This is a genomic window from Desulforhopalus sp. IMCC35007 (genome assembly GCF_005116575.1).
In the GTDB taxonomy this organism is placed as follows: Bacteria; Desulfobacterota; Desulfobulbia; order Desulfobulbales; family Desulfocapsaceae; genus Desulforhopalus_A.
On record NZ_SWCN01000012.1, the window covers coordinates 122,625 to 138,942 of the forward strand.

The window sequence follows — 16,318 nt, forward strand, 5'->3', positions numbered from 1 at the left end:
TTATGCCGTTTATCCAAAACGACGGTTACCTGAATGCTTTCCAAACTTCTTAACAGTTTACACATAAAAATCGTTAGAGCCTGAACAAAACATCGCCATAAAATAATTACGATTACGACAAATGGAAATGTGAAAAAGAGACTCTTACGATTATTCCTAACCCATGGAGACAACTTTATCGGCAAGCTGCGTCGCCATGACAATATCGAGCATATTTGTGGTGCCCCCTACCTTCTTTTCTGCGGCAAGACCAAAATGATCAAGGCAGGTACCACAGGCAAGAACAATTACTCCTGACTTTTCATACTCCTGTATCTCTTTGAGAACCGGTGAAGAAGCCGTGGTGAGTCTCACCCCGCCATTGACAAAGATGAGCTGCCACAGCTCCGGCCCCATCTCTTTGATGGTTTTCAGATAACTGATCATCAATTTTTCGCCCAGGACATCATCCCCTGAACCAAGGGTATTGCTGGTAACCAGAACCAGAATCTTCCGTGGCTCTGGGGCATCCTTCTCTCCAGATTTTGTTTTTTTTGCAGGCTCTGCAGCGCCGCCTCCTGCGGCCTTGCCTCCAGTCGCATGAATATGAAATCGACCATTATCCTCCGCCTGTTGCACCTGATAACCTCTCGTTCCCAGAAAGCGGGAGACATTTTCAGCAGAACCGGGATTATCCACAACAACTGTTAATTCAGCCTCCGGATTCTGTTCCACAGCATCTTTCACCAGCAGAACAGGTGCCGGACAGGCAAGGCCACATGCATCAATCAATTTTGCCATTTTCTTATCCTTTTTTAAAAATCATAACAGTACTCTCTCATCAGATACTGCTCCAAACTCCAGATGATTTAAACAAGCCGTATCATGCCGGCTGGAGTGGTTGTCACGTAGCCGATCCATGCCGCTTCACTCACTCCATTTTCCTGCAATCTCTTGATGAGCTCTGGGACGTCTTTTTCCCCACAGCCGATCAACAAGCCACCTGATGTCTGTGGATCAAAGAGTATATCGCGCATAACCGGGTCAAAACCATCGGCAGCCAAAACCATCTCCTGCCTGAACATGCGATTCTTGTGAGCACCAACAGGTACAAAGCCCATGGAGGCAAATTCCACCGCTTCTGCGATAACCGGAACCCTGGCGGATTCGATCGTCACCCCGACTGCAGTACCTGCTATCATTTCAGCAATATGGCCAAGAAGCCCAAATCCTGTAATATCCGTACAGGCCGACACCTGAAACTGCAACATAATCTCAGCCGCCCGTCGGTTCAGGGTGGCCATGAGATGGGTCACCCTGCGGGTGGTCTCAGCCGAAGCCAGGCCACCTTTAATGGCGGTGTTGACGATCCCGGTCCCCAGAGGTTTGGTCAGCACCAGGCAGTCTCCAACCCTGAAGCCCTGATTGGCAAGGATTCGCCGGGGATGAACATAACCGGTTACAGATAAACCGTATTTGAGTTCATCATCTTCTATACTGTGTCCACCCAGAAGAACCGTATTTGCCTCCCGTAAAACAGCAGCGCCTCCAGACAGCATTTCCCGCAATCCTTCCTTACCCATTTTCTCCATGGGCCAGGCCACAATATTCATCGCTGTCTGAGGAGTTCCCCCCATGGCGTACACATCAGAGAGTGCGTTGGCTGCGGCAATACGGCCGAAATCATAAGGATCATCCACAATGGGCGTAAAAAAGTCTAAAGTCTGAATCAGCGCGAGTTCATCCGACACCTTATAGACACCGGCATCATCTCCAGTTGCAAGGCCCACCAAAACATTTTCATTTGTTGGAAAATCAATTCCTTTTAAAGCCTGCTCCAGGTCCCCCGGAGAAATTTTGGAGGCTCAACCGCCTCCCTTTACGCAGGCTGTAAGTCGTTGTGACAAATTACTCATTATTTCCTCTAGACAATGGACAAAGCACCTCTTGCGCCCTGTACCTATGTATCTTCCCACAGAATGGACAAGGTTGATGTAACAGGATCATACCGTTCAACTCCCGACCACCTTCTGTGGATTCTGTTATTGTGTGCCCTTGTTCAAGAGAATAGTCTTCAGAGCCAAAGACCTCTTTTGTTACAGGGCAGGTGAAATACAATTCCATGACAGGCCTTAGTTGGATTTCTTCTTTCCTGACTCTTTATCTTTTTTCTTCTTTTTTTTCTTTTTCTTCTTCTTTTCGCCTTCTACACCCTCTGCGCCACTCTCCTTCTTTTTCCCTTTTTTACGGCTTTTACTCTTCTTGATCAAGGTTGGGTCAAATGCTTTGGGACCGGGAGACTTCTTTTTTGCTTTTTTCTTTTTCTTGATTTTCTTCTCCGTCACCTGTTCTTCTTTCACCTCTGCCTCGAAGGTTGGCTGAAGGTCCTGTTCCTGACTGAGGTCCGTGACGGCTACAAGGGCGCGGGCGGAAGCAATAACTTTTTCAGCCCTGGATTGCCCAAAGCCTTTAATTTTCATCAGATCCTCTTTTGGGGCGGCGGCCAGGGCTTCGGCACTTTCAAAACCATTTTCAACGAGGATTTCTGCAGTGTGGGCACCAATTCCAGAAACGGCGGTGATGGGGATAGCCATGTAACCTCTCCTTCTTGCGTAGATACGTAACAACTCGCTCATATTTTCAAACACTCCCTTCTTGGAACAATGCTTCCGGGACTGCTGAACCTGGCCTTTTCCCTGCAAGAACAGACAGAGCCTGCAGGTACTCCCTCAAAGTTCGTGAGCAACAATATAGCACAGAAGCTCGATGATACAACTCAACAGTAAGAAATCATGGTTAAAAAAGTATAAACTCTTACAGATATCAGCCTGATAAAAAGCTTCTTTTCCCAGAAACACAACGTACGTCTCAACTCCATCAGTAACTGACGGAAACACAAAAGCAACACCTTCCTCACATTCCTAAAGCTTCCTTGACAAATCCGCCTTCTCTTTCTAAACTCAACGCCTTATTAGATACTTGTTTTTCCTTTAGTTTTTGATTTTTTTTACAGGGCCTGGCATGTTGTATAGTTACGAATGGAAAAAAGTATTCAATCCAGGAGACGCTGAAGACTTTTTCCAGAATAATCCCAGCAGAGATTTTGAACCACAAAGCACACATTTTAGTAAGACCAACGCATGGTGGTTGTCCGAATTCTCACGTCTTATATATGCAAGGGGACAAGAAGGGGCGGATGAAACGGTGGTTCGAAATCATTTTTTACATCGTCTGGGCCTGAAAGAACGCTGGTTCTTTAATGGCAGATACCTGCAATGTGCAATTATTACAGTTAGCTCCAACCAAACCGCACCTTTTTCCGTGCTCGTTTTCAGAGGTACGGCAGGCACAATTACCAACTGGCTGTACAACCTCAATGTCACCCTGTCGCCCTGGCCCTCAGGAGGAAAGGTCCACACAGGTTTTAAACAACTTTTTCTTGAAGCCTGGGAGGAAATTGAGAAGCATATCAGAGCGCTCAATGAGCCTGTCTACTATACCGGGCACAGCCTGGGTGGCGCGTTTGCGGTGCTTTGCGCCTCGCTTCACCCCCCTCACGCGGTCTACACCTTTGGTGCCCCTCGAATAGGTAATGAAGAATTCCTTCGATCAGTCAGGAAGGTTTCGGTATACCGGGTGGCAAACCGTAAAGATATTGTAACAACAATCCCACCGATTCCACAGATGTTGCATGTGGGTGAATCGCTTTATCTGGATAACTCCGGGAACCAGCCAACCGATCGTTCCTGGTTCAGTGCACCTGAATTTCTTGCAGCACATTCCCCTGCAAACTACTCGGTACAATTGTAGCACCCGCTTCCCAGAACAGGCTCTCTACGCCGTTGCCTTTTGAAGAAGGGTGTTGAGGTTAACTATTTCAAGAGCACGACTGATTTTTAAATAAAACTCCTCTGCGATAAAAGGCTCTTTAATCAGATAATCAGTTGCTCCGCTTTTGATATATTTTATCCCCGCAAGTCTATCTTCTGATGGAATAAAACCAATGAGTCCAAGCTCTTCAAAAGGGTGCTTTTCTCGAACTTTCTGACAAAAAAGACAGCTGTCAAGATCAGATGCATCAAAGTCAGTAATGACCAGCTTGATATCAGGATATTGATTAATGATTGCCAGGGCTGAAACGCAATCAGAAGCGTTCAGTACCCTGAACTTCCTCACATAGAGCAGCTCTGACAGATAACTGCGCCTACTGTCGGACGGGTCAACAACAAGCACCAGAGAGTCCTGGTTTCTCTCCAGCTGGCGAATGGCAGAAACAATGTAATCAAGGCTGTTGGGATCTTCTTTGATGATATAATCGGCCACCTTTTTTTCCCAGATCATATTGCGAACATCTGCCTTCATACTGGTTGTAAATACAAGCGCCGATATTCCCCGGTCAACCACTTTATCTATGACTTCTCCCTGAGGGGCATCAGGTAAATTCAGGTCAAGTAAGGCCACAGAAAAATTCCCATTTTCAGCCTCTAAAATCTGTTCTGTTGCAGCCAGACTCTGTGCCCAGATCACGGGCACTTGAAAATCTTTTTCCAGTCGTTTTTTTGCCATTCGGCCAAACATCATGCTGTCTTCAACAAGCAGAATTTGTTGCATTGCCAATCCCGTTTCCCGGTTATTAGATCTTATATATTATTTGCGGTTAAGATGGAGTTCATACAATTTTCTCCAATCAAACAGCAAGAGTTGGACCATTGCTTCCTTGTATCTTATGTGAGATTCAAACAGCGAGTCAAATTTATTTGGCCTGCAGAATAGACTCAACGAATAAAACACAAAAAGGAATAATTATTAAATTCATTACAAAGCGATTGAAAACATAGAACTTTCTTGATACTGTTTTATCTGCGATTGCGATCAACATTTTGCACTGTTTTTACACCAATCCACTCGGCAACTATGAACGGATACAAGGGAGACAGACATGAAACTCAGGTACTTCTCACACTCATCATTCCAGATTACAACCGATGCGGGTAGAGTCATTCTCATTGATCCCTTTCTTGATGACAACCCAACCTCTCCGGTTCGCTCGGAAAATGTCGTCGCAGACTACATAGTTCTCACCCACGCGCACGGAGATCACGTTGGCGACGCATTTAAAATCGCTCAACGCACAGACCCGCTTTTTATCTGTGTCAACGAGCTCGCCAACTATTGTGCAGAGAAGGGCTTTCGGGCTCATAATATGCACATTGGTGGAGCCCATGTATTTGAGTTTGGCCGATTAAAATTTACCATTGCCCACCACGGCTCGATGACACCCGACAATACCTACGGAGGAGAGCCTGCCGGAGTTCTTCTCACAATCGATGGAAAAACAGTCTATCACACGGGTGACACGGGGCTTTTCTATGATATGAAGCTCATAGGGGAGATGACAGCCATTGATTACATGCTGCTGCCCATAGGCGACAACTTCACCATGGGCATAGATGATGCGGTCAAAGCCGTAGAACTGACAAAGCCTGGCGTCGCCATCCCCATGCATTACAATACGTTTCCTGTAATTGAAGCTGACCCCAATGTCTTTGCCGAAAAAGTAATCAAGAACGGCTTTAAGGCGCAAGTTATGGAATTTGGACAGGAAATAACTCTGTAATTGCTATTTCTCTACCCAGGATGGCTGTTGACAGTTCTCAAACGCTCAATAGAATCGTTAGCAAAACGGCTCATTGCTCCATAAAGAACCTATAGACTCAAATGTTGCAACCAACTATATATAACCTAATCAACCTTCACAGCTGGACGAATAAACCATAAATAAGCCGAAGTTTAAATCTACCAGGAGGTTCCATGAAAAAAGTATTGATTGTCTACTCAAGCAGGACAGGAAAAACAGAGGCCATGGCAAATTACCTTGCAGAGGGATTACGTTTTGCAGCCTGTGATGTTACGGTAAAAAGAATTGCCGACATTGAAAACGAACTCGATGTTATCGGTTACGACGGTTATCTCTTCGGCTGCCCTACCTATCACAAGGATATGACTGGCGGCATGAAACAATTCCTCTTTAAGGCGGAACTTGCAAACCTTACGGGCAAGATAGGCGGAGCCTTTGGTTCGCATACCCACAGTGGTGAAAGTGCGCCGATGATCTACGACACCATGCGCCACGTCTTCAAGATGGATATGACCGATCTCGGTCCGCTCAATTTAACTGAGGCCATGGTCGGCAAAGAGGAAGGTTTAAAAGCCTGTCAGGATTATGGCAAAGCCGTTGGAGAAAAATTAGGTAGCTGACGGCCTCCAGTCTGAAGAACCGGGGCGGCAGTAATAAGGTTGCAGCCCTGGATCTTTTTCAAAAAACAGCTCCCACATACAAGCTACGCCCGCTGTGGTATGTTCTCTCAAGGGCTTCAATTCGCCCCGACCCAGGTTCCCCGACACAGTTTCGTCGGGGAAGCTGAACTCCTTTAAAACAATTAGTCAGATAACACTTTAAAAGACAGCTTTACCCGGGCACGGTAAAGAGTCCCTTTGCCATCTTCAATCTTCAAATCCAGTTTTTCAACTTCGGCAATACGCAAGTCTCGCAGACTTAAGCCTGCAGAATTAATAGCATTTTGGGTTGCGTCCTCCCAGGATTTTGTGCTTGCGCCTACCATTTCGATAATTTTATACACGCTCTCAGACATAGATATCCCCCTTGGTTAAAGTTGACGAACAGTTACTGCTGTCCACAGCCGGGGACTTTCCAAAAGAACCCCAGCGTACACCCAGGAATAATTTCTACCATGCTTTATCTTATCATATTTACATCAAAAAAGTGAGCTGTAAATTTTATCCGGACAGGACACAAGCTCGCCTGCTATTTTTGATCAGAGATAACGCCCCCGCCCACACTGTTTAAACCCGAAAAACCTTCAGGTAATCCCTTGATGTATAAATCCTGTTTTGCATACGGAATTTCAATCTGCAATCGTTCAAACTCCTTATAGATTTTACTATTCAATGCATCTATTACCCTGCTGCAGTACCTTGGGTGAGACACCCAGCAACGCAGCTCGAAATCAAGACTCGATGCACCGAATACCCGAAATCGCAGACTCGGCTCAGGGGTACTGCACACCTGTGGCTCATTTTGCGCAATCGACAGCATGAGATCTTTTACCAGGTCGATGTCAGAACCGTAGGCAACTCCAACTGTCAACCGAACCCTCATTTTTTCAGAAGGCCCGCCTGACTGGTTGATAATCGTTGAATTTCCCATAATCGAGTTGGGTATGGTTACCTCAACATCGTCTCTTGTGAGGATTCTTGTGGACCTCAGACCGATGTTTGTCACCTGCCCCCTGCTACCATTATCCATCACGATAAAATCCCCAACCTTGTAGGGGGCATCGGCTAAGATGAATACGCCGGAAAATAAATTGGACAGCGTATCCTTTGCGGCAAAACCAACAGCAATCCCAACGATTCCGGCAGAGGCAAGCCAGGCTGTCATATCAATTTTCCAGATGACAAAAATAAGGTATAAGCCTACGCCAAAGATCACCACCTTCGCGACATTTTCAAACAAGGTCACGGTGCGCCGCTCAATAAAGGCAAATTTATGGGAAAGCAGGGCCAGGCGGTTGAGCAGCAGGGATGAGAGCCTGCTGAAAAACAGGACCCAGACAACGACACCAAGGCTCTGGATAGATCGTACACCTATCTGATGCACAACGGCAGAAAGGGGCATGAGTGACAGGCCATAGGTGAAGCCACTCACGAGAAAAGTATAGTAGACCGGTGGTCGCGCCAGCGCAGTTATATGATCATCAAAATCAATCTTTGTTCGGGATGTAAATTTTTTTACAACTTTAAACAGTATCCAGGTAACAACGGAAGCAACAGTAAACGTTGCGGCTATTGCCGCGACTCCCTGCAACCAGCTGTTGCCTGCAAAAATCTCAATGACCGGGCGTAAAAATGAGATGACACTCTGCTCAAAGCTCCCCGCAGAATCCTCTTTCACTCCGGCACCAACCCTGGAATACACAGACACTACAAGTAAAAAAGAGACGGAAACAGTGCCATAGCCACACCGTCTCCGTTGTACGTCCTTCCCCATTCCACCTCCATCAATACAATTCATTCAAGGTACTTTAAAAAAACAACGTTCGCCATGTCAGCTCATAAGAGTTTTAATGATATCACGCTTACCTATGACACCAACGAGTTCAGAGTCCCGCATTACAGGAAGGGTATGGACATTTTTCTCCGACATGATCGTAGCAATATCTTCAAGGGAAGTATCCTCTCTGACGGTGAGAGGATTTGGAGTATAAATATCCCCAACCGTGGTCCCGGCTATTTTCAGCATTTCTTTTTCCATTTTGTCTGGGCTTTCCAGGTAAATGACAGAATCGAGGATTGTGATAACGGTGGGAATATGAACCTTTTTATTCTGATCGATAAGATCGCTTTCTGTGACAACTCCCAACAATTTTCCTTCTGAATCTACAACCGGTATTCCACCAATACTATGCGTCGCAAAGAGCTTTGCCAGTTCTGGAACCGTGGTCTCTTTTCCCACTGTCACAACTTCTTTTGTCATAATATCAATTGCTTTTTTCATGGCATCTCCTTGTGCTCAATAAATATCACCATCGCGAAAAGTACTTCACCCGTAATACTACTCCTCACCATGATTATAAACACGACTTGATTAAACTGTGGTCATATTTCTACTTCTGCAAACGACGTTTTGTTCCTTTTTTCAGCCAACTTATGTATAGTTTGTCTGTAGCTTGATTCTCTTGACTATTTTACCATTTCGAAAGGACATGTAGTATGGGCACTACCGTTGAAATAAGTGAATTATTTAAAACCTGTTCCATGTGTAACTCACAGTGGCATTCAATAGACTCTTTTCTCGCTGACCCCAACATCTCTTTTAACGGATATCAGGCAAATTTCGGGATTCTGAATGAAGGAATCTTCTTTTTTACCCACAACACGCAAGAGTGCGGATCAACATTAGGGATAAAGGTTCGGTCCTTTGGCGCTCTTTTTTCTGGAAAAAAATACTCCAAAAGCAAGCAGCTTTCGCCTGAATGCCCCCGCTACTGTCTTGACCAGAAATACCTTGGAAGATGCAGTGCCGAATGTGAAAACGCTTTTGCCAGAGAAATTTCCCAGATCATCAAAGACAGAACCGCGAAGCATACGATCACCAACGCCATCACCCAGCGCAATAAATTTCCCTGCAAGCAGTAGAGTTCTCTTATTTTCTGGAAGAAGAGAGCGACGATTCAAAACTGCTGAACCCCAAAGCCTGATCAGGTATAAAAATATTCAGTTTTTGTCCAAGAGACGGTTTTTCCAGGAGATACTGCTCCATTGGAAAAATGAGAACCATCTTCACTCCAACATCCACTCCGAGCCGGACACTGCCGCTCTCCTGACTGATATCCGTCACATGGCCGCGAACAACATTACCATCTGTTCGCTTTTCGCATCCCGGCTCAAATGTTAGTAAATACGGGTCTATATGCACCTTGGCAAAACTTTTATCCAGAGGCAGAGCCTCTTTGGGAATTTTAATGATGAGTTGGCCGGTTAGCTGGCAAAGGGTCTTATCACCCTCATACCCTGCGACTGTTATTCGAAAAATATTCTCATTGGCCATCTCAGAAAGAGAGCCTCGCTGCAAGAGCAGGCTATGATCAGCCAAACGCTGGCCCTGAGAAAGATAATGGGTTGAAAAAATAACTGAGGTCTTCTGTTCTTTATTGATTTGCTCGATGATATCAAGAATGATCTCCTGATTCTCGGCATCAACATTTGCAGTTGGCTCATCACAAAGGAGTACTTCTGGCTGGAGTACCAGGGCTCTTGCAAGGGCGATTCGTTTTGTCTCCCCTCCTGAAAGCCCGCGGGCATTGTAATCCTTAAAGCGCGCCATACCTACCAGGTCAAGGACCTCCCGGATTCGACGACCCTTTTCATCCTCTCTAATATTTCTGACCTTGAGACCAAATTCGATATTTTTCCATACCGACCCTGTGAACATTATCGGACTCTGATCAAGTAAAACCACTCTTTTCCGAAAGCCATAGAGATGCTTCTCGCCGCACAACACCTCTTCTCCCATAAAATGCATCCTTCCCTGACTTGGAGAATCGAGAAAAGAGAGAATCTTCAATAGAGTGGTTTTACCCGCACCGTTTGGCCCTATGAGGGTGTAGATCTTTCCGGCTGCAATTTCAAGATCTTCAATATCGAGAACAGTACGGTTTCCGTGGATTCTTTTTATATTTTCAAGTTTATACAGCTTCACTTTCCGTCCTTCCCTGAAAAAAGTGGAATAGCATATTAATGAGAAAGGCAAGACTCATAAGAGTGATTCCCAGGGCAACAGCCAGAACGAACTCGCCTTTATCGTACTCCAGAGCCATTGCCGTAGTCATTGTTCTGGTAAAGCCTTTGGCGTTGCCACCGAGCATCATGCTGATACCTACCTCAGCTATAACGCGGCCAAAAGCAGCAATCACCGCTGCCAGAATACCATAACGCGCTTCCCGGAGGACGACCCATGCCATCTGATATATATCGGCTCCAAGGGTGAGCGCGGTCATCCGATAACGGTCGTCAATTCTGCTGACCGCAGCGATGGTCAGGGTCATGATGACAGGGACAATGAGAATAACCTGGCCAATGATGATGGCTTTCTGGGTATAGAGAAGGTCAAAAGAGCCAAACAACCCCTTTCTGGAAATAAAAGAATAGACAAGCAGACCGATCACAACCGTGGGCAGGGCAAGCAGGGTATTCAAACAGGTGAGCACCAGTCTTTTGCCCGGAAAGGTCGAATACGCAATAACAAAACCACCGGGAATGCCAACAATTGAGGCAATAAGGGTTGCGAAAAAGCTTACATTCAAAGAGACAAGCACGATTTCAAGCAACTCCCGGTCAAACGACCACAGGAGTACGAAGGCAGAAGCAACACTATCAAAAAGAAGATCCATAGGAAGATATGGGGGCAGAGGGAATCATAATTACAAAAAAAGGGAAGGTGTATCATCACCTTCCCTTTAAACTAAAACCTTATCAGGTTCTTTGCCAGTAACTATTTTGCATCCGGGAAAAAGAGTTGTTGACCTTCAAGACGGTAGTCTCCGATCATCTTCTGTCCCTTTTCTGAAATAATCCAGTCTACAAACTGCATAGCAAGATCATTTTGCACGTGTGGGTGTTTTGCTGGATTGACAGGAATAATACCATATGGATTGGCAAGATCATCACCACCTTCTGTCAACACCTCAAGGTCAACAGCAGGGGTTTTTCCATATTTGAATTTGATGAAGGTTCCACGATCACTCATGGTATATGCCTGCTTTTCTTCAGCAAAGGTAATGGTTTTTCCCATGCCCTGACCAATTGAACGGTACCATGCATCAGAATCGGCAGGAACCTTGTAGGTGATATCGGCTTTCTTGCCACCTTTCACGATGCTCTGGGTCATTTCGAGCAGATCAAGACCTGATTTGGTCCAGAGGTCCTGTTCCTTGGTATGGGTACCACTGTCATCGCCACGGGAAACAAAGGTTGCCTTTGCAGCAGCGATTTTGGCAAGGGCCTGACCAGCATCAGAGAGACCTTTAATACCTGCGGGATCAGCTGCTGGTCCAATAATTACGAAATCGTTGTGCATAACGGCATAACGCTTTGTTCCGAAACCATCAGCAACGAATTTATCCTCACGTTCTCTGGCATGCACAAAAATCACATCAACGTTGCCATCCTCTCCGTCACGAATCGCAGCACCCGTGCCCTTGGCGATAACCTTGATATCAATTCCGGTATCTTTTTTAAATTCCGGCAACAGCAGATCCAACAGACCTGAAGACTGGGTACTGGTTGTAGTGGACATCTTTAAAACTTTGTCCTCTGAAAACGCCGCTGTCTGCATTCCCACTACAACGCACAGCGCTGCAACCAACACACTCATTTTTTTCAACATGTATTATTCCTCCTGGTTAAAGTTATCTGGAAAAAGCATTTTTCCACACAGTGATACATCGTACCCTTCAAAACTTGCAGCGAGATCTTTAAACGATTTTTCATGAAGCAAACCGATAAAGTTCTGAATCCCTCTCTCAAAAAACCGTTCCCTTAAGATCAAGAGATCAAAACGTTCCCAGCGCAGTGGAACAAATCCAAGATCTAATACACCTGCAACAGAACGTATTCCCGGAGCGACATCCACCCTCCCTGCAAGGACTTCCAGACCTGCGTCAAGATGCCTGGACACTTCTCTCCCGTATCCTGACACCTGACTGGCCGATATTTCAGATTTAGCAATTTCGTAATCGAGTAGCAGCCGGGTTCCCGTCCCAAGTGGACGATTGACAATAGTGATATCTTTTCCGGCCAGATCAGCAACACAGGTAATACCCTTGGGATTTCCCTTTTGAACAAGAAGTCCCTGTTGCCTGCGGCTGAAATTGACAAAAACAGGAGCCTTATCCAGTTCCTGATCGGCAAAATCAAAATTGTATTCTTCATTGTCATCCTGCAAAAGATGACATACCCCGATATGACACACACCCCGCCGGAGGGTTTTGAGGCCCCCCATACTCCCGAGGTTGGCAAAAAAACCTATCATACTGGGATCTTTCTGATGAAAAAGTGTTAATGTCTGCTGGAACAGCAGATCATCACTGCCGGCGAGCAGCAACACCCCTTCTTCGGCCAGATCGCCAAAGCCTGGCTTTTTATAGTTGATGATATGCGTTTCAAGCCAATCTTCAACAAGACGCCTGGGAAAAAGCCATTTCCCCGTAACCTTCGTCGCAGGCAACCCCTTTTCATTGACAAGAGAATACACCATCTTGTCATTGACATGGAGAAGCTGTGCAACCTCTTTGGTCGTTAAAAATTTACTTCTCTGTAATCCGTTCATTTATAAAACACTCCTCTTGGGGAACCAGAAAATAGTCACAAAAAAGAGGTAATCAATAGCGATGTTTTTTTCCATGGCTAGGTTCATAGATTTCAAAGAACGACCAAAAATAACTAAAAACGACAGCGATACAACTATTTCCCCGTCAAAAAAAAACGTTGAGTATACACATAATATTTTTCTAAAAAAAGAGCTTTATCGTAATTTCCTTGTTTTCCCTATAAACATCAAGGTATTATTGCGTTTCCAGCTCAGTTCAATCCCTTTCTGACCAACTTCAGGACAAGTAGCAAAAGGCTATGGCAACCACTGACTTCCATGAGACTCCTTTTTTAAACCACCCATCTCCCGGTAATCTCAGCCACCAGTCTATCCTGATCAATGTTCTCCAGGTTGCCCTCAAGCCCCACCCTTTTCAGATTAAAATCAAGAACATCCTTGACTATCTCATAGAACAAAAACATCTGATGCTCGGCCCCAGGGCCATTTTTTTTCTGGTTGACCATACCTCTGAGACAATGACAATGAAAATTGCCAACAGATCCACCTCAGATAACGAACTCACCTGCGGAGATCATCCTTTTGGGATCTGTCACTGCGGCCAGGTTGCCCTGAGCGGGGTCCCACGATATTTCTCCACCCCGCCACCTCTCCACGATTTCTCAAAAAACCCGTATCCATTCCCCGGGGCCTATTATATTCCGGTAAAAAAAGATGGCCTTGCTCTGGCAGTTTTATCCATTTACGTGGCCAACAGAAAAGAACCCAGCGATGAGGTCAAAACCCTGCTGGAAGCAATAGCGAATATCTTTGCAGTCATCATTGAAACCCAGCAAATGGATCAGCAACTCATCAGGCTGGTAAATGATCTTCGCATTTCCATTATCAGTCTGCGGGAGGAAAAAAAGTTCTCCGAGTCAATCATCCAGGGCTTGAAATATGGTTTAATTGTCGCAAACCTTGATGGTAAAATAATAAAGAGTAATTCTGCCGCCCAGACAATCCTTAAATCCTTTACACATCAGCTTGACGGTCAATATCTTGCCACTCTTTTCGGCAAAGAAAATACCGTAAAACTTCTTGAAGTTCTGCCGGCTGGCTCCGAACAACTGGACCGGGAAGTCTCTATCATCAATCAGGATGGCGACAGGAAGATAATTGGCTATTCCAACGTCAGCCGTGAAGATGCCCAGGACAATAAGGTTGGAGTTATCATCTCCATGGCCGATATCTCAGAGCTTAAGTACGTACGCAAGGAGATGGAAAAAATGAACAGGCTTTCCACTGTAGCAGAGATCGCCTCAGCTGTTGCCCATGAGGTACGCAACCCCCTGGCGGGAATCAAAATCATGGCCCAGTCCATTGAGGAAGAGGCCTCCAGTAACAGTGAACAGCTCGAGTGTTCCCAGAGAATCATTCGCCAGGTCGACCGCCTCAATGTTCTGCTCAGTGACTTTTTTTCCTATGCAAGGCCCGCAGAACCAAAAAAGCGTCCCACCCCATTATCCATAATTCTTGCTGAAACCAAGCCCCTTATCAACAACAGACTCTCGAAAAATCATATCAGTCTGACCGAGGATATAGCGGAGCGTCTGCCGCCGATAATAGCCGATTCCCATCAGGTGCAACAGGTTTTTCTCAATCTCTTCCTCAACGCCATAGACACCATCCGCCAGCAGGGCGAGATCACAATCACAGCAAAACTCATAGGCTTGGAAGAGTTATTGCTCTACAAAAAAGAGTACCCCGGACTTCTTGCCGATGTCCCCTATGTTGTCGTTAATTTCACAGATAACGGTGCAGGAATGTCACCCCATATAGCTGAACAGGTCTTTGAACCTTTTTTTACCACTAAAACATCAGGTGCAGGCCTTGGCCTCTCCATTGTGTACCGTACCCTGAAAGAAAATGACGCTGAAATTGTTCTTCAAAGTGAGGAAGGTAAGGGAACGACATTCACTATTTTTTTCCAGGCGGCAGTCTAGATGAGCAGTGTCCTTATAGTCGACGACCAGGAAGATCTCCGCTATGCACTAACCAAGGTCGTACAAAAACAAGGCTACAGCGTTACCACCGCAGCCAGCGGTCAGGACGCCATGGAGATCCTTCAGTCAACGGTGATCGACCTCATCTTCCTTGACATTGGCCTGCCCGATGTCAATGGAATCGATCTTATTCCGACCATCAAAGAAACCAGTGAAGATCTGGATATTGTCATACTCACCGGCCTCAATGATGCAAAAACCGCTGTCGATGCGCTGAGAGCCGGAGCAATTGATTACATCGTAAAGCCTTTTGAATTGCTCGAATTCACATCAATTCTTAACAGAGTACTGCAGGCAAGAATCAGTCGAAAAAAGGCGTCTCTTGAGCATACGGCAATCGGCCTTGACTCGATAATCGGTGAAAGCCCGGGAATGCATAGAGTTAAAAAAACTATTCAAACCGCAGCTGAAGTGGATTCTCCGGTACTGGTTTCAGGAGAAACAGGAACTGGCAAGGAACTGGTCGCCAGAGCGATTCACGAAAGCCGCTCAGGTACAAACGGTGTCTTTGTTAAAATTGACTGCGGAACCCTGTCGAACGCTCTTATCGAATCTGAACTCTTTGGCCACGAAAAGGGTGCATTCACCGATGCACGTCAGGAAAAAAAAGGTCTGGTTGAAATCGCAGCAGGTGGCACACTCTTTCTTGACGAAATAGGCAACCTCCCCATGGACTTACAACCCAAGCTTCTTCGCCTCATTGAAGAATCAACATTCCGACGGGTTGGCGGAGTAAAGGACATCAGCGTTAAAATACGTATTGTGGCTGCGACGAACGCTGATTTACTCGAGAATATTGCCAAGGCAAACTTCAGGGAAGATCTGTACTACCGCCTCAACGTTATCCCCATCGCCCTTCCACCTCTTCGAGACCGCGGCAACGATATTATTTTACTCGCAGAGAGCTTTCTCCACCAATTTGCAAAAGAACTCCGACGTTCAGTTCAGGGCTTCAGCCCTGATGGGCTTGCACGACTTCAACAACACAGCTGGTATGGAAATATCAGGGAATTGCGCAACACCATCGAGCGAGAAATCATCTTTAACAAGGGGTACTGGCTGACCATGAACAGCCTCACAGAGGAGTTCTCTGTAAAGACGAGCGACAAAGACCCTCTGGTCAGCCTGAAAGAAATGGAACGGCGCTATATCAAAAAGGTTCTGGCCAGGGTCAATAACAATAAATCCAAGGCTGCCCGTATTTTAGAAATCTCAAGAACAACTCTACGGGAAAAGTTATAACCTCCGTGAATATCAGGCGCCCCACTGCCAGCCTGGTCAGATTCTGACCAGATGTCTATTTTATGACCAGTCTGGACAAGCCCGCTGAGATCGCCGCGAACTCTACGACAACCTGTCAGGCATCCTATTTTCTGGGATTACC

At 45.9% G+C, this 16,318-nt stretch carries 17 protein-coding genes; 6 read left to right on the forward strand and 11 right to left on the reverse strand.

Annotation, left to right across the window (positions count from 1 at the left end):
* Positions 1-156 precede the first annotated feature (156 nt).
* The 3 genes from yedF to FCL48_RS13975 form a co-directional block, all read right to left on the reverse strand.
* Complete coding sequence (gene yedF, locus FCL48_RS13965) at positions 157-780, reverse strand: sulfurtransferase-like selenium metabolism protein YedF (protein WP_136872904.1); 624 nt, start codon at positions 778-780, stop codon at positions 157-159.
* 68 nt (positions 781-848) lie between these two features.
* A complete protein-coding gene (gene selD, locus FCL48_RS13970; RefSeq protein ID WP_136872905.1) occupies positions 849-1,895 on the reverse strand; it encodes a selenide, water dikinase SelD in 1,047 nt (348 codons plus the stop codon).
* A 216-nt stretch (positions 1,896-2,111) separates the two neighbouring features.
* Positions 2,112-2,573, reverse strand: coding sequence for a helix-hairpin-helix domain-containing protein (locus tag FCL48_RS13975; protein ID WP_169309224.1), 462 nt, complete (start codon positions 2,571-2,573; stop codon positions 2,112-2,114).
* A 427-nt stretch (positions 2,574-3,000) separates the two neighbouring features.
* On the opposite strand from FCL48_RS13975, the gene FCL48_RS13980 reads away from it, so the two are divergent.
* A complete protein-coding gene (locus tag FCL48_RS13980; RefSeq protein ID WP_136872907.1) occupies positions 3,001-3,789 on the forward strand; it encodes an Mbeg1-like protein in 789 nt (262 codons plus the stop codon).
* A gap of 24 nt (positions 3,790-3,813) precedes the next feature.
* On the opposite strand, the gene FCL48_RS13985 is transcribed toward FCL48_RS13980, so the two are convergent.
* Positions 3,814-4,590 (reverse strand): response regulator, encoded by a 777-nt coding sequence (locus FCL48_RS13985; RefSeq protein WP_136872908.1) that lies wholly within the window; start codon positions 4,588-4,590, stop codon positions 3,814-3,816.
* Positions 4,591-4,918: 328 nt separating this feature from the next.
* On the opposite strand from FCL48_RS13985, the gene FCL48_RS13990 reads away from it, so the two are divergent.
* Positions 4,919-5,596, forward strand: a complete 678-nt coding sequence (locus FCL48_RS13990) for a metal-dependent hydrolase (RefSeq protein ID WP_136872909.1) — start codon at positions 4,919-4,921, stop codon at positions 5,594-5,596.
* A gap of 194 nt (positions 5,597-5,790) precedes the next feature.
* Positions 5,791-6,237, forward strand: a complete 447-nt coding sequence (locus FCL48_RS13995) for a flavodoxin domain-containing protein (RefSeq protein WP_136872910.1) — start codon at positions 5,791-5,793, stop codon at positions 6,235-6,237.
* A gap of 182 nt (positions 6,238-6,419) precedes the next feature.
* On the opposite strand, the gene FCL48_RS14000 is transcribed toward FCL48_RS13995, so the two are convergent.
* From FCL48_RS14000 to FCL48_RS14010, 3 genes are all read right to left on the reverse strand, one after another.
* On the reverse strand, positions 6,420-6,632 hold the full coding sequence (locus FCL48_RS14000) for a dodecin family protein (RefSeq protein WP_136872911.1): 213 nt from the start codon (positions 6,630-6,632) through the stop codon (positions 6,420-6,422).
* Between the two features lie 173 nt (positions 6,633-6,805).
* Positions 6,806-8,050: a mechanosensitive ion channel family protein gene (locus FCL48_RS14005; protein ID WP_136872912.1), complete on the reverse strand. Its 1,245-nt coding sequence runs from the start codon at positions 8,048-8,050 to the stop codon at positions 6,806-6,808.
* A 57-nt stretch (positions 8,051-8,107) separates the two neighbouring features.
* On the reverse strand, positions 8,108-8,557 hold the full coding sequence (locus FCL48_RS14010; protein WP_136872913.1) for a CBS domain-containing protein: 450 nt from the start codon (positions 8,555-8,557) through the stop codon (positions 8,108-8,110).
* Between the two features lie 215 nt (positions 8,558-8,772).
* On the opposite strand from FCL48_RS14010, the gene FCL48_RS14015 reads away from it, so the two are divergent.
* On the forward strand, positions 8,773-9,198 hold the full coding sequence (locus tag FCL48_RS14015) for a hypothetical protein (protein ID WP_136872914.1): 426 nt from the start codon (positions 8,773-8,775) through the stop codon (positions 9,196-9,198).
* A 7-nt stretch (positions 9,199-9,205) separates the two neighbouring features.
* On the opposite strand, the gene FCL48_RS14020 is transcribed toward FCL48_RS14015, so the two are convergent.
* From FCL48_RS14020 to FCL48_RS14035, 4 genes are all read right to left on the reverse strand, one after another.
* A complete protein-coding gene (locus FCL48_RS14020) occupies positions 9,206-10,261 on the reverse strand; it encodes an energy-coupling factor ABC transporter ATP-binding protein (protein WP_169309225.1) in 1,056 nt (351 codons plus the stop codon).
* Complete coding sequence (locus tag FCL48_RS14025) at positions 10,248-10,952, reverse strand: ABC transporter permease (protein ID WP_136872916.1); 705 nt, start codon at positions 10,950-10,952, stop codon at positions 10,248-10,250. Before FCL48_RS14025 ends, FCL48_RS14020 begins: the two co-directional genes overlap by 14 nt.
* Before the next feature lie 101 nt (positions 10,953-11,053).
* Positions 11,054-11,944 carry an extracellular solute-binding protein gene (locus FCL48_RS14030; RefSeq protein ID WP_371418679.1) on the reverse strand — a complete coding sequence of 297 codons (891 nt, stop codon included), beginning with the start codon at positions 11,942-11,944 and terminating at the stop codon, positions 11,054-11,056.
* 6 nt (positions 11,945-11,950) lie between these two features.
* A complete protein-coding gene (locus tag FCL48_RS14035) occupies positions 11,951-12,889 on the reverse strand; it encodes a helix-turn-helix transcriptional regulator (protein ID WP_136872918.1) in 939 nt (312 codons plus the stop codon).
* 299 nt (positions 12,890-13,188) lie between these two features.
* Between FCL48_RS14035 and FCL48_RS14040 the strand changes: the two genes are divergently transcribed.
* Both FCL48_RS14040 and FCL48_RS14045 read left to right on the forward strand, forming a co-directional pair.
* Entirely contained in the window at positions 13,189-14,874 is a 1,686-nt protein-coding gene (locus FCL48_RS14040; protein ID WP_136872919.1) for an ATP-binding protein, read from the forward strand.
* Complete coding sequence (locus FCL48_RS14045; protein WP_136872920.1) at positions 14,875-16,176, forward strand: sigma-54 dependent transcriptional regulator; 1,302 nt, start codon at positions 14,875-14,877, stop codon at positions 16,174-16,176.
* Positions 16,177-16,318: the final 142 nt, after the last annotated feature.